Source organism: Falsiroseomonas stagni DSM 19981, assembly GCF_900114315.1.
Taxonomy (GTDB): Bacteria; Pseudomonadota; Alphaproteobacteria; order Acetobacterales; family Acetobacteraceae; genus Falsiroseomonas; species Falsiroseomonas stagni.
Window position 1 is genome coordinate 239,393 of the sequence record NZ_FOSQ01000006.1, and the last position, 13,697, is coordinate 253,089.

Annotated in this window: 9 protein-coding genes; all 9 read right to left on the reverse strand. The window is 66.5% G+C overall.

What is annotated here, in order from left to right; translation table 11 throughout:
* Positions 1-7: 7 nt before the first annotated feature.
* Positions 8-715: a 50S ribosomal protein L3 gene (rplC, locus tag BM041_RS17075; protein WP_092961081.1), complete on the reverse strand. Its 708-nt coding sequence runs from the start codon at positions 713-715 to the stop codon at positions 8-10.
* Positions 716-736: 21 nt separating this feature from the next.
* Positions 737-1,045: a 30S ribosomal protein S10 gene (gene rpsJ, locus BM041_RS17080; RefSeq protein ID WP_092961082.1), complete on the reverse strand. Its 309-nt coding sequence runs from the start codon at positions 1,043-1,045 to the stop codon at positions 737-739.
* 33 nt (positions 1,046-1,078) lie between these two features.
* Entirely contained in the window at positions 1,079-2,266 is a 1,188-nt protein-coding gene (gene tuf, locus BM041_RS17085) for an elongation factor Tu (protein WP_092961083.1), read from the reverse strand.
* Positions 2,267-2,295: 29 nt separating this feature from the next.
* Positions 2,296-2,772, reverse strand: coding sequence for a 30S ribosomal protein S7 (gene rpsG / locus BM041_RS17090; RefSeq protein ID WP_092961084.1), 477 nt, complete (start codon positions 2,770-2,772; stop codon positions 2,296-2,298).
* 11 nt (positions 2,773-2,783) lie between these two features.
* Positions 2,784-3,155 carry a 30S ribosomal protein S12 gene (gene rpsL / locus BM041_RS17095; RefSeq protein ID WP_092961085.1) on the reverse strand — a complete coding sequence of 124 codons (372 nt, stop codon included), beginning with the start codon at positions 3,153-3,155 and terminating at the stop codon, positions 2,784-2,786.
* A 389-nt stretch (positions 3,156-3,544) separates the two neighbouring features.
* Positions 3,545-7,720 (reverse strand): DNA-directed RNA polymerase subunit beta', encoded by a 4,176-nt coding sequence (gene rpoC, locus BM041_RS17100; protein WP_092961086.1) that lies wholly within the window; start codon positions 7,718-7,720, stop codon positions 3,545-3,547.
* Positions 7,721-7,823: 103 nt separating this feature from the next.
* Complete coding sequence (rpoB, locus tag BM041_RS17105) at positions 7,824-12,011, reverse strand: DNA-directed RNA polymerase subunit beta (protein WP_092961087.1); 4,188 nt, start codon at positions 12,009-12,011, stop codon at positions 7,824-7,826.
* A gap of 271 nt (positions 12,012-12,282) precedes the next feature.
* A complete protein-coding gene (gene rplL, locus BM041_RS17110; RefSeq protein WP_092961088.1) occupies positions 12,283-12,660 on the reverse strand; it encodes a 50S ribosomal protein L7/L12 in 378 nt (125 codons plus the stop codon).
* 108 nt (positions 12,661-12,768) lie between these two features.
* Complete coding sequence (rplJ, locus tag BM041_RS17115; RefSeq protein ID WP_092961089.1) at positions 12,769-13,299, reverse strand: 50S ribosomal protein L10; 531 nt, start codon at positions 13,297-13,299, stop codon at positions 12,769-12,771.
* Positions 13,300-13,697: the final 398 nt, after the last annotated feature.

A 13,697-nucleotide genomic window follows, 5' to 3' on the forward strand; every position in this document is an offset into this window, starting at 1 on the left:
CATGATCTTACCCCTGCGCCCCGGCTTCGGCCGCCAGACCAGCGGGGTACGGCGCGTCGGCGTGGCGGGCGCGCTTCACAGCGTCCTTCACCAGCACGTAGCTGCCCGTGGCACCCGGGATCGCGCCCTTGACCAGCAGCAGGCCGCGCTCCGCATCGTGGCCCGCGACCACCAGGTTCTGGGTGGTCACGCGCTCAACGCCGAGATGGCCGGCCATCTTCTTGTTCTTGAAGGTCTTGCCCGGATCCTGGCGGTTGCCGGTGGAGCCGTGCGAACGGTGGCTGATCGACACGCCGTGAGAGGCTTCGAGGCCCGAGAAGTTCCAGCGCTTCATGGCGCCGGCAAAACCCTTGCCCTTCGTCACGCCGGTGACGTCGACCTTCTGGCCCTTCACGAAATGCTCGACCGAGAGCTTCGCGCCAGGCGCCAGCACCGCGTCGTCAGCGACGCGGAACTCGACGGTCTTGCGCGGCGCCTCGACGCCAGCCTTCGCGAAATGGCCCTTCTGGGGCTTCGTCACGTTCTTCGGCTTCGCGCGGCCGATACCGACCTGGAGGGCGACGTAGCCATCCTTCTCGGCCGTGCGCTGCGCGATCACCCGCACCTCATCGAGGTGCAGGACAGTGACGGGGACGGTCGAGCCGTCCTCATTGAACAGCCGGGTCATCCCCAGCTTGCGGGCGATCAGCCCGGTGCGACCCACTTGGGCGGGCATGGTACTATCCTCTCCCGCCGCTCAGAGCTTGATCTCGACGTCCACGCCGGAGGCGAGGTCGAGCTTCATCAGCGCGTCCACGGTCTGCGGAGTGGGGTCGACGATGTCGAGCAGGCGACGGTGCGTGCGGATCTCGAACTGCTCGCGCGACTTCTTGTCGACGTGCGGCGAACGGTTGACGGTGAAACGCTCGATCTGCGTCGGCAGCGGGATGGGCCCGCGCACCCGCGCACCCGTCCGCTTGGCCGTGTTGACGATCTCCCGCGTGCTGCCATCGAGCACGCGGTGATCGAACGCCTTGAGGCGAATGCGGATGTTCTGGCTGTCCATGGCGCTCTGGCCCGTATCCCTTCGCGTCGCCGCTTACTTGACGATCTGGGCGACGACGCCGGCGCCGACGGTCCGGCCGCCTTCGCGGATCGCGAAGCGCAGGCCCTGGTCCATCGCGATCGGCGCGATCAGCTCCACATCCATCGTGATGTTGTCGCCCGGCATCACCATCTCGACGCCCTCCGGCAGCTTCACGATCCCGGTCACGTCCGTCGTCCGGAAGTAGAACTGCGGGCGGTAGTTCGTGAAGAACGGCGTGTGGCGGCCACCCTCTTCCTTCGTCAGGATGTACGCCTCGGCCTTGAAGCCGGTGTGCGGCGTGATCGAGCCGGGCTTCGCCAGCACCTGCCCGCGCTCCACATCCTCACGCTTCGTGCCGCGCAGCAGCGCGCCGATGTTGTCGCCCGCCTGCCCGCTGTCCAGCAGCTTGCGGAACATCTCCACGCCCGTCACCACCGTCTTCACGGTGTCCTTCAGGCCGATGATCTCCACTTCCTCGCCGACCTTGACGATCCCGCGCTCAACGCGGCCCGTCACCACCGTCCCGCGGCCGGAAATCGAGAACACGTCCTCGATCGGCATCAGGAACGGCAGGTCCACCGGACGCTCCGGCTGCGGGATGTAGCTGTCCACCGCCGCCATCAGCTCCAGGATCGCCTTCTCGCCGATCTCGGGCGTCTTGTCTTCCAGCGCCGCGACCGCCGAGCCCTTGATGATAGGGATGTCGTCGCCCGGGAACTTGTAGGAGGAGAGCAGCTCGCGCACCTCCATCTCCACCAGCTCCACCAGGTCCGGATCGGCCAGGTCCATCTTGTTCAGGAACACCACCAGCGCCGGAACGCCGACCTGGCGCGCCAGCAGGATGTGCTCACGCGTCTGCGGCATCGGGCCGTCGGCCGCCGACACCACCAGGATCGCGCCGTCCATCTGCGCCGCGCCCGTGATCATGTTCTTCACGTAGTCGGCGTGGCCGGGGCAGTCGACATGCGCGTAGTGCCGGTTCGTCGTCTCGTACTCGACATGCGCCGTCGAGATCGTGATCCCGCGCGCCTTCTCCTCCGGCGCCTTGTCGATCTGGTCATACGCCGTGAAGGTCGCACCACCCGTCTTCGCCAGAACCTTGGTGATCGCCGCCGTCAGCGACGTCTTGCCATGGTCCACATGCCCGATCGTGCCGATGTTGCAGTGCGGCTTGTTCCGCTCGAATTTCGCCTTGGCCATTGCTTCAGGTCCTCAGGATCGGGTCGTGTTTACCAGCGGTAGTGGCTGAAGGCCTTGTTGGCCTCTGCCATCCGGTGCGTGTCTTCGCGCTTCTTGACGGCAGACCCACGATTGTTGGCCGCGTCCATCAGCTCCGCCGAGAGGCGGTCTTCCATCGTGTGCTCGCCGCGCTTGCGCGCGCTGTCGATCAGCCACCGGATGGCCAGCGCCTGGCGCCGTTCCGGGCGCACTTCGACGGGCACCTGGTAGGTCGCGCCACCAACGCGGCGGCTGCGGACCTCGACGGCGGGCTTCACATTGTCCATCGCCTCATGGAACACGCGCAGCGGGTCGCTGTTCGGACCCCCGCGGCGCTTCAGCGTGTCCATGGCGGCATAGACAATGCCCTCTGCCGTGCTCTTCTTGCCGTCGTACATCAGCACGTTCATGAAACGGCTGAGGACGAGGTCACCAAACTTGGGGTCCGGGAGGACCTCACGCTTCGTAGCGCTATGGCGGCGCGACATATCTCAGATCCTCACTTCGGCCGCTTGGCGCCGTAGAGCGAGCGCCGCTTGCGCCGCTTCGGCAGGCCCTGCGTATCCAACACGCCGCGCAGGATGTGGTAGCGCACGCCGGGAAGGTCCTTCACGCGACCACCCCGGATCAGCACCACCGAGTGCTCCTGCAGGTTGTGCCCCTCGCCGGGGATGTAGCTCACGACCTCATGGCCGTTTGTCAGGCGCACCTTGGCGACCTTACGGAGAGCGGAGTTCGGCTTCTTCGGCGTCGTCGTATAGACGCGCGTGCAGACGCCCCGCTTCTGAGGGCTGCCCGCCAGGGCCGGAACCTTGTTCCGCTTCGCAATGGGCTCTCGCCCCGTGGCGATGAGCTGGTTGATCGTCGGCATGACGCCCCTTCGTGCCCGTCCCGTCTCGCCACAACGCTGCCAAGCACGTTGGCCCGCGTGAACGCGCAATTGCGCATCCTGCGGGCTACCGTCCTGCCACCGGCCTCAGCCTTCCCGGACTTCGGGACGGCGGCGCCGGCGACGCATCGCTGTGGACCAAAATTACAGCCTGGCCGTGCGATGCATGTGCACCGACCCCGACCAAGGACCGGCGATATATTCGCCGCATCCTGTTGAGTCAAGCGAAGTGGAACTTCCCCCCGGAAGCTTCCCGGGGATCGGCGCCGCCAACAGGGGCCGCGCCGACGTTCCACACCGCCGGCCCGGCCCATCCCCCAGGGGATGGGTCGGGATCGTGGCGTGAGAGGGCCGTGAAAGCCCCCTGAAGCCTATTCCGCGGCCCGCGCCGGCCCCGGCAGGGGTGCCGGGCTGGTCGGGATGCGGCCGCGGTCGCGCTGCGCCGCCACGGCGCGCAGCTTGTTCATGACGGAGCCCGTCCCCGCCGGGATCAGGCGCCCGACGATGACGTTTTCCTTCAGGCCCATCAGGTTGTCGACCTTGCCCGCCGTCGCGGCCTCCGTCAGCACCCGAGTCGTCTCCTGGAAGGAGGCCGCCGAGATGAAGGAGGTCGTCTGCAGCGAGGCCTTGGTGATGCCCTGCAGCACCGGCTCGGCGCGCGCGGGGCGTTCCTTGGCGGCGATGCGCTTCTCGTTCTCGATCTCGAACTCGATTCGCTCCACCGTCTCGCCGATCAGGTAGGTCGTGTCGCCCGGATCCAGGATCTCGACCTTCTGCAGCATCTGGCGAACGATGACCTCGATGTGCTTGTCGTTGATCTTCACGCCCTGCAGTCGATAGACGTCCTGGATCTCGTTCACCAGGTAGTTCGCCAGCGCCTCGACACCCAGCACGCGCAGGATGTCATGCGGCACGCGCGGGCCGTCCACCAGCGGGTCGCCGGCCTTCACATAGTCGCCTTCCTGGACGGAGACGTGCTTGCCCTTCGGCACCAGGTATTCGCGCGGCGTCACCGGCTCATCGCCCAGCTGTTCAGGCACCACCAGGATGCGGCGCTTGGCCTTGTAGTCCTTGCCGAACTCGACCCGGCCATCGACATCGGCGATGATCGCCGCGTCCTTCGGGCGCCGTGCCTCGAACAACTCCGCCACCCGCGGCAGACCGCCGGTGATGTCGCGCGTCTTCGACGATTCGCGCGGCATGCGCGCGATGACGTCGCCGATGCTGACTTCCTTGCCATTGTCGACCGAGAGGATCGAGCCCGGCGGCAGGACGGTGATCGCTTCCGCGCCATTGTCGCGCTTCACGACATTGCCCTGGCCATCGCGCAAGATGAGTCGCGGGCGGAGATCCGCACCACGGCCGACCGACTTGTATTCGACGACCTCCTTGAACGACAGGCCCGTCACTTCGTCCATGCGGTCCATGAGGGTGACGTTCTCGATCAGGTCGGCGAACTCCACCTTGCCGTTCTTCTCGGTGATGATCGGCAGGGTGAAGGGGTCCCACTCCGCCAGCTTCTGGCCACGGGCGACCACGGCGCCCTCCTCGACCAGCAGCTTGGCGCCATAGGGCACGCGGCTACGGCCGCGCTCGCGCCCATTGGCATCCATCAGCAGGGCTTCGCAGTTGCGGGCCATGACAATGGTCGCGTTGGCGCTGGTGGTCACGACCACGCGGTTCAGGAACTTCACCGTGCCGTCCGCGATCGCCTCCACCGCCGACTGTTCCGCGCCACGCTGCGCGGCACCGCCGATGTGGAAGGTACGCATGGTCAGCTGCGTACCGGGCTCACCGATCGACTGCGCGGCAATGACGCCGACAGCCTCACCGGTGTTGACCGGCGTGCCGCGGGCGAGGTCACGGCCATAGCAATGGCCGCAGACGCCGACGCGCGCATCGCAGGTCAGCACGGAGCGGATCTTCACCGCCTCCACGCCCGCCTTCTCGATGAGCTCGGCTTCCGGCTCCTCGATCAGGATGTTGTTCTTCACCAGGACCTTGCCGTCGGCCGGGTCGATGACGTCTTCCTGCGTGGTCCGGCCGAGGATCCGTTCGGAGAGCGAGGAGACGACCTCGCCGCCATCCATCACGGCGCGCACGGTGATGCCACGCTCGGTGCCGCAATCATCCTCGACGATGATGCAATCCTGCGCGACGTCCACCAGGCGGCGGGTCAGGTACCCGGAGTTCGCGGTCTTCAGCGCCGTATCCGCCAGGCCCTTCCGGGCGCCGTGGGTGGAGTTGAAGTACTCGAGAACCGTGAGGCCTTCCTTGAAGCAGTTGATGATCGGCTGCTCGATGATCTCGCCCGAGGGCTTGGCCATCAGGCCACGCATGCCGGCGAGCTGGCGCATCTGGGCGGGCGAGCCGCGCGCGCCGGAATGCGACATCATCCAGACGGAGTTGGCGGGCTTGCCGATCTCCTGCTTCTGGATCTCCTTCATCATGGCCTGCGCCACTTCTTCCGTGCAGCGCGACCAGGCGTCGACCACCTTGTTGTAGCGCTCGCCGGCGGTGATGAGGCCGTCGAGGTACTGCTGCTCGAACTCCTTCACCTGGTCCTTGGTGTTGCCGATCAACGTATACTTGTTGTCCGGCATGACCATGTCGTCCTTGCCGAAGCTGATGCCCGCCTTCGCCGCATGGCGGAAGCCGAGACCCATCAGCCGGTCGGCGAAGATCACGCTCTCCTTCTGGCCGCAATGACGATAGACGGCGTCGATGACGTCGGAGATCGTCTTCTTGGTCAGCTGGCGGTTCAGCAGCGAATAGGGCACCGCGGCGCTCAGCGGCAGCAGCGCGCCCATGAACATGCGGCCGGGCGTGGTCACCACCCGTTCCGTCACCACCTTGCCGTCCTTGTCCGCGGCCTTGCGGCGGGCACGGATCTTGGTGTGCAGGTTGATGTAGCCCGCGGCCAGCGCCTGCTCGATCTCGCCGATCGTGGCGAAGGCCGGGGCGGCCTTCTCATCGGCCGCGCGGTATTCCGGCGTCTCGAGGCTGAGGTAGTAGAGGCCGAGCACGATGTCCTGGCTCGGCACGATGATCGGCTTGCCGTTGGCGGGGCTGAGGATGTTGTTGGTGGACATCATCAGCACGCGCGCTTCGAGCTGCGCTTCCAGCGACAGCGGCACGTGAACCGCCATCTGGTCGCCGTCGAAGTCCGCGTTGAAGGCGGTGCAGACCAGCGGATGCAGCTGGATCGCCTTGCCCTCGACCAACGTCGGCTCGAAGGCCTGGATGCCCAGGCGGTGCAGCGTCGGCGCGCGGTTCAGCAGGACCGGGTGCTCGCGGATCACCTCCTCGAGGATGTCCCACACCTCCGGCCGCTCCTTCTCCACCATCCGCTTCGCGGCCTTGATGGTGGTGGCGTGGCCGTACTTCTCGAGCTTCGAGTAGATGAAGGGCTTGAACAGCTCCAGCGCCATCTTCTTCGGCAGGCCGCACTGGTGGAGCTTCAGCTCCGGGCCCACCACGATGACCGAACGGCCGGAATAGTCGACGCGCTTGCCGAGCAGGTTCTGGCGGAACCGCCCCTGCTTGCCCTTCAGCATGTCGGACAGCGACTTCAGCGGACGCTTGTTGGCGCCCGTGATCGCGCGGCCGCGGCGGCCATTGTCGAACAGCGCGTCGACGGCTTCCTGCAGCATGCGCTTCTCGTTGCGCACGATGATGTCAGGCGCGCGCAGCTCGATCAGCCGCTTCAGGCGGTTGTTGCGGTTGATGACGCGGCGATACAGGTCGTTGAGGTCGGAGGTCGCGAAGCGGCCGCCATCCAGCGGCACCAGCGGGCGCAGCTCCGGCGGGATCACCGGCACCACGTCCAGGATCATCCACTCCGGACGCGCGCCACCCTCGGCGAAGCTCTCCAGCATCTTGAGGCGCTTCACCAGCTTCTTGCGCTTGGCTTCGGAGGTCGTCTCCTTCAGCTCCGTGCGCAGCCGCGTCGCTTCCTTGTCGAGGTCGATGGCGGCGAGCATCTGCTTCACCGCCTCGGCACCGATGCCGACGCTGAAGGCGTCCTCGCCGAACTCGTCCTGCTTGTTCTGGTACTGGTCCTCGGTGAGAAGCTGGTGGAGCTTCAGATCGGTCAGGCCCGGCTCAAGAACCACATAGCTCTCGAAGTAGAGGACCTTCTCCAGCTCCTTCAGGCTCATATCGACCATCAGGCCAACGCGGCTCGGGAGCGACTTCATGAACCAGATATGCGCGACCGGCGACGCCAGTTCGATATGGCCCATGCGCTCGCGCCGGACCTTGGCGAGCGTGACTTCCACGCCGCACTTCTCGCAGATGATGCCGCGGAACTTCATCCGCTTGTACTTGCCGCAGAGGCACTCGTAGTCCTTGATCGGCCCGAAGATGCGGGCGCAGAACAGCCCGTCCCGCTCCGGCTTGAAGGTGCGGTAGTTGATCGTCTCCGGCTTCTTGATCTCGCCATAGGACCAGGAGCGGATCTGCTCCGGGGAGGCGATCGAGATGCGGATCTGATCGAAGGTCATGGCCTGGCCGGTCTGGCCGAGGATCTTCATCAGTTCATTCATGCGGTCCACTCCGTCCGGCGCGTCAGCCCTTGGGCCTGCGCGCCACGAAAAGGGAGAGAGAACCGCGCCGCCCTGGGGCGGCGCGGGCAGTAAAACGGCCCGGTCAGCTGGGGCGGTTCTCGAGGTCCACGTTGAGGCCCAGCGACTTCAGTTCCTTCACCAGCACGTTGAAGGATTCCGGAATGCCGGCCTCGAAGTTGTCCTGGTCGCGGACGATGGCCTCATAGACCTTGGTGCGGCCGGACACGTCGTCCGACTTCACCGTCAGCATCTCCTGGAGGGTATAGGCCGCCCCGTAAGCTTCGAGGGCCCAGACCTCCATTTCGCCGAAGCGCTGACCACCGAACTGCGCCTTGCCGCCCAGCGGCTGCTGGGTGACCAGCGAGTAGGGGCCGATGGAGCGCGCGTGGATCTTGTCATCCACCAGGTGGTGCAGCTTCAGCATGTAGATGTAGCCGACCGTCACCTTGCGCTCGAACTTCTCGCCCGAGCGGCCATCGTGCAGCCAGACCTGGCCGGATTTGTCGAGGCCGGCCTTGTCCAGCATGCCCTCGATGTCGGCCATGCGGGCACCGTCGAAGACCGGCGTCGCGATCGGCACGCCCTTCTTCAGGTTCTCGCAGAGCTCGATCAGCTGGTCGTCATCCATCGGGTCGATCTCCCGGGCGATGACGTCGTCCGGATAGGCCTCGCGCAGCTTGGTGATCAGTTCCTCGCGCATCGCACCGCCGCGGCGATACTCCTCGACCAGGTCGCTGATCTGGCGCCCGATATTCGCGCAAGCCCAGCCCAGATGGGTCTCCAGGATCTGCCCGACATTCATGCGCGACGGCACGCCCAGCGGGTTCAGCACGAGGTCCACCGGCTGCCCGCTTTCGAGGAACGGCATGTCCTCGATCGGCACGACGCGGGAGACGACACCCTTGTTGCCGTGGCGGCCGGCCATCTTGTCGCCGGGCTGCAGCTTGCGCTTCACCGCGACGAAGACCTTGACCATCTTCATCACGCCAGGCGGCAGCTCGTCGCCGCGCTGCAGCTTCTCGACCTTCGACTCGAAGCGCTTCTGCAGACGCTCGACAGCCGCGTCGAATTCCCGCTTCAGCGCCTCGATCTCCGCCATCGCGGCGTCATCCTGAACGCCGATCTGGCGCCAGGTCGCCTTGGCGAACTGGTCGAGCACGTCCTGCGTGATCTCGGTGCCGGCCTTCACGCCCTTGAAGCCGCCAGAGGCCTTGCGGCCGAGCAGGCGCTCCCGGAGGCGGGAGAAGAAGGACCGCTCCTGGATCGCCTTCTCGTCGTCGCGGTCCTTGGCCAGGCGGTCGATCTCGGCACGCTCGATCGCCATCGCGCGCTCATCCTTGTCGACGCCGCGGCGGCTGAAGACGCGGACATCGACGATGGTGCCGGCGACGCCGGGCGGCAGGCGCAGCGAGGTGTCGCGGACGTCGGACGCCTTCTCGCCGAAGATGGCGCGGAGGAGTTTCTCTTCAGGTGTCATCGGGCTTTCGCCCTTGGGTGTCACCTTGCCGACGAGAATGTCACCGGGCTGAACCTCGGCGCCGATATAGACGATGCCTGCCTCGTCCAGATTCCGAAGCGCCTCTTCGCCGACATTCGGGATATCCCGAGTAATTTCCTCCTGGCCCAGCTTGGTGTCGCGGGCCATCACCTCGAACTCGTCGATGTGGATGGAGGTGAAGACGTCGTCGCGCGCGATGCGCTCCGAGATCAGGATGCTGTCCTCGAAGTTGTAGCCGTTCCAGGGCATGAAGGCGACGAGGGCGTTGCGGCCCAGCGCCAGCTCACCGAACTCGGTGGACGGGCCGTCGGCGATGATGTCGCCGCCATTCACCTTGTCGCCCACCTTCACCAGCGGGCGCTGGTTGATGCAGGTGGACTGGTTGGAACGCATGAACTTGCGCAGGCGGTAGATGTCGACGCCCTTGGTGGTGCCGTCATCCGCCGTGGCGCGCACGACAATGCGCGCACCGTCGATGCTGTCGATGATGCCGTCCCGCTTGGCCACGATGGTCGCGCCGCTGTCGCGGGCCACCGCCGCTTCCATGCCGGTGCCGACCAGGGGGGCGTCCGCCTGGATCAGCGGCACCGCCTGGCGCATCATGTTGGAGCCCATCAGCGCGCGGTTGGCGTCGTCGTTCTCGAGGAACGGGATCAGCGCCGCGGCGACGGAAACCAGCTGCTTCGGGGAGACGTCGATCGCCGTCACTTCCTCCGGCTTCACCAGGCGGAAGTCGCCGCCATCGCGCACGCTCACCAGCTCCGCCTTGAAGGTGCCGTCGGCATCGACCTCGGCATCGGCCTGGGCGACCACCAGGCGCTCCTCCTCCATGGCGGAGAGGTAGCGCGGCGCGCCCGTGACCTTGCCGTCCTTCACCAGGCGGTACGGCGTCTCGATGAAGCCATACTTGTTCACCTTGGCGAAGGTCGCGAGGCTGTTGATCAGGCCGATATTCGGACCTTCCGGCGTCTCGATCGGGCAGATGCGGCCGTAATGCGTCGGGTGCACGTCGCGCACCTCGAAGCCCGCGCGCTCACGGGTCAGGCCTCCCGGGCCAAGCGCCGAGAGGCGGCGCTTGTGCGTCACCTCGGACAGCGGGTTGGTCTGGTCCATGAACTGGGACAGCTGCGAGGAGCCGAAGAACTCGCGCACCGCCGCCGCGGCCGGCTTCGCGTTGATCAGGTCATGCGGCATGACGGTGTCGATATCGACCGACCCCATGCGCTCCTTGATCGCGCGCTCCATGCGCAGCAGGCCGACGCGGTACTGGTTCTCCATCAGCTCGCCCACCGAACGCACCCGGCGGTTGCCGAGGTTGTCGATGTCGTCGATGGAGCCGTTGCCGTCCTTCAGCTGCAGCAGCACGCGCATCGTCTGCACGATGTCCTGCTTGCGGAGCGTCCGCTGGGTATCCGGCACATCCTCGGCCGAGAAGCCGAGGCGCATGTTCATCTTCACCCGGCCCACGGCCGAGAGGTCATAGCGTTCGCCGTCGAAGAACAGGCCGCGGAACAGCGTCTCCGCCGTGTCGGCGGTCGGCGGCTCACCCGGGCGCATCACCCGGTAGATGTCCATCAGCGCTTCTTCGCGGTTGGAATTCTTGTCCACCGCCAGCGTGTTGCGCATCCAGGGGCCGGCGGACTGGTCGATCGCGAGCGTCGGCAGGCGGTCGAGACCAGCCTCCTCGATCGCCATCAGCTTCGGCTCGGTCAGTTCCTCGCCGGCCTCGGCCCAGATCTCGCCGGTCTGCATGTTGACCATGTCCTCGGCCACGAAGCGGCCGAGCAGGTCCATGCGGCCGACGAGCACTTCCGTCGTGCCGCCTTCCGCGATCTTCCGCGCCGCGCGCGGCGTCAGCTTCACATCCTTTTCGGCGACGACCTCACCGGTCTTCGCATCGACCAGCGGCTCCTGCAGCTTGATGCCGCGGAAGGCGTCGGGGTCGAAGGGGCGGGACCAGCCCTTGGGACCGCGGGAGAAGGCGACCTGGCCGTAGAACGCGTTCAGGATCTCCTCGGCGTCCATGCCGCGGATCTCGCCGATCTCAAGCGCGGGCAGGCCGGCGGAAGCGCGTTCGCCGCGGTGCTTCTCCGTCCACTGGCTGTCGAGGGCATAGAGCAGCGTCGTCGCCGGCAGCTTCCGCTTCCGGTCGATGCGGACATAGCAGATGTCCTTGGCGTCGAATTCGAAGTCGAGCCAGGAACCGCGATAGGGGATGACGCGCGCGGCGAAGAGGTACTTGCCGCTGCTGTGCGTCTTGCCCTTGTCGTGGTCGAAGAACACGCCCGGGGAGCGGTGCATCTGGGAGACGATGACGCGCTCGGTCCCGTTGATGATGAAGGTGCCGTTGTCCGTCATCAGGGGCATGTCGCCCATGTAGACGTCCTGCTCCTTGATATCGCGGACGGAACGGCTGCCCGTGTCCTCATCCACGTCCCAGACGATGAGGCGCAGGCGCACCTTCAGCGGCGCGGCGAAGGTCAGCCCGCGCTGGATGCATTCCTCGACGTCGTATTTGGGTTCCTCGAGTTCGTACTGGACGAATTCCAGGCGGCCCCGGCCGCCGAAATCGTCGATCGGGAAGACCGACTTGAAGACCTCCTGAAGCCCCGTATGAGTGCGGCTGTCCGGGTCCACCCCCATCTGCAGGAACGCTTCATAGGAAGCGCGCTGCACATCGATGAGATTGGGCATTGGCGCCACTTCGGGCAACCGCCCGAAGGACCGCCGGATCCGCTTGCGCGCCGTGAACGACTTCGTGATAGCGTTCATGCCTGTCCCGCTTCCCGTGCCTGCCGGCCGCGAAACGCGCCCGGAGGATCTTCGCCAGAGTGCCCCGCCCGCCCGGCCCACATGGTCCGGCCCTGCGGCGCTTCATCGCCAATTCCGGTGGTGAAACCACCGTCAAACGCGGGCGCGGGCGGGATTCCCTTCCGGGAGTCCCGCCCGTTCCCGCCAGATAGTGCCCGGCGGACCCCCAAGGGGGTCCCCCGGATGCTTCCGCGGTGCCGGCCCCGTTGCCGGGGCCGGTTCCGCTGGATGCTCAGCTGATCTCGACCGTGGCGCCGTTCTCTTCCAGCACCTTCTTGATCTTCTGCGCTTCTTCCTTGTTCACGCCGTCCTTGACCAGCTTCGGCGCGCCCTCGACGAGGTCCTTCGCTTCCTTCAGGCCGAGACCGGTGATCGTACGGATCTCCTTGATCACGTTGATCTTCTTGTCGCCGCCCGCCTTCAGCGTCACGGTGAACTCGGTCTTCTCCTCGACCGGGGCGGCGGCGGCGGCGGCCGGCGCGGCAGCGGCAACGGCCACCGGCGCGGCGGCGGAAACGCCCCACTTCTCTTCGAGCATCTTGGAGAGCTCGGCGGCCTCCAGGACGGTGAGGGCGGAGAGCTCGTCAACGAGCTTAGCGAGGTCTGCCATGGTGTATGTCCTTCGATCTAATGGCTTGGCTTGGTATTTGCAACACCCGAGCGGGTCATCACCCGCCAGGGCGTCGTCGGTGTCTCAGGCTGTGCGAAACCGGCCTTCTCAGGCCGCTTCCGCCTCCGCCTCGTCCTTCTTGGCGTAGGCGCTGAAAACGCGCGCCAGCTGGCTGCCAGGGGCCTGCAGCACGCCCGCGATGCGGGTGGCCGGGGTCTGGATCATGCCGAGCAGCGACGCACGCAGCGCATCCAGCGACGGCAGTTCGGCCAGGGCCTTCACGCCATCGGCGTTCAGGGTCTGCTTGCCGAGTGCCCCGCCCAGGATCACGAACTTGTCGTTACCCTTGGCGAATTCCACGGCCGTCTTCGCCACGGCCACCGGATCCTTCGACCACGCAAGCGCGGTCGGACCCTTCAGCAGCGGGGAGATGCCCTGGAAGCTGGTACCAGTGAGGGCGAGGGCGGCCAGCCGGTTCTTCGCCACCTTGTAGGTCGCGCCGGCGCTGTTCATCTGGCGCCGCAGCTTCGTCGCATCCGCGACCGTCAAGCCCTTGTTCTGGCTGACGAGCACGAACGACGTCTCTGCGAACACCGCCTGAAGCGCCGCCACGAAGGCAGCCTTTTCCGAACGGTCCACGTCCCGTCTCCGTTACAGTTGCCACCCGGATTCACGCCCACCGCGCCACGGGCCAGGCCCGCCGCGCCGAAGGCGATCCGGATGGTGGCAAGGGCCTTTTGGAAGGGCCCCGGCCGGTTCAAGCGCGGGGTCCGTCGCGCCCCGAAGGGAACCGGACCCCGAATGGCCTGCTGGATCGGGACCGCCAAGCCAGGCCGCCGGGTTGCCCCGGCAGCGGAAAGCTTCTCGGCACCCCATCTATCCCCTGCGCGGCGTCCGCCGCATCAAGGCCCGCCGGCCGAAGCCGGGTTGGCCACAGGAGGTCTCCGACAGGTTCGGACAAGGGCCTTGCGGCCCCTGCCCTGCCCGGCGCCCTCATCGGGCGCCGAATTTCATCGGCCCGGCCTGCGCCGGGCCTG

Coding starts and splice junctions, on each gene's coding strand:
- rplC (WP_092961081.1), bottom strand. CDS start 715: ATGCCCGCCCAAGTGGGTCGCACCGGGCTGATCGCCCGCAAGCTGGGG.
- rpsJ (WP_092961082.1), bottom strand. CDS start 1,045: ATGGACAGCCAGAACATCCGCATTCGCCTCAAGGCGTTCGATCACCGC.
- tuf (WP_092961083.1), bottom strand. CDS start 2,266: ATGGCCAAGGCGAAATTCGAGCGGAACAAGCCGCACTGCAACATCGGC.
- rpsG (WP_092961084.1), bottom strand. CDS start 2,772: ATGTCGCGCCGCCATAGCGCTACGAAGCGTGAGGTCCTCCCGGACCCC.
- rpsL (WP_092961085.1), bottom strand. CDS start 3,155: ATGCCGACGATCAACCAGCTCATCGCCACGGGGCGAGAGCCCATTGCG.
- rpoC (WP_092961086.1), bottom strand. CDS start 7,720: ATGAATGAACTGATGAAGATCCTCGGCCAGACCGGCCAGGCCATGACC.
- rpoB (WP_092961087.1), bottom strand. CDS start 12,011: ATGAACGCTATCACGAAGTCGTTCACGGCGCGCAAGCGGATCCGGCGG.
- rplL (WP_092961088.1), bottom strand. CDS start 12,660: ATGGCAGACCTCGCTAAGCTCGTTGACGAGCTCTCCGCCCTCACCGTC.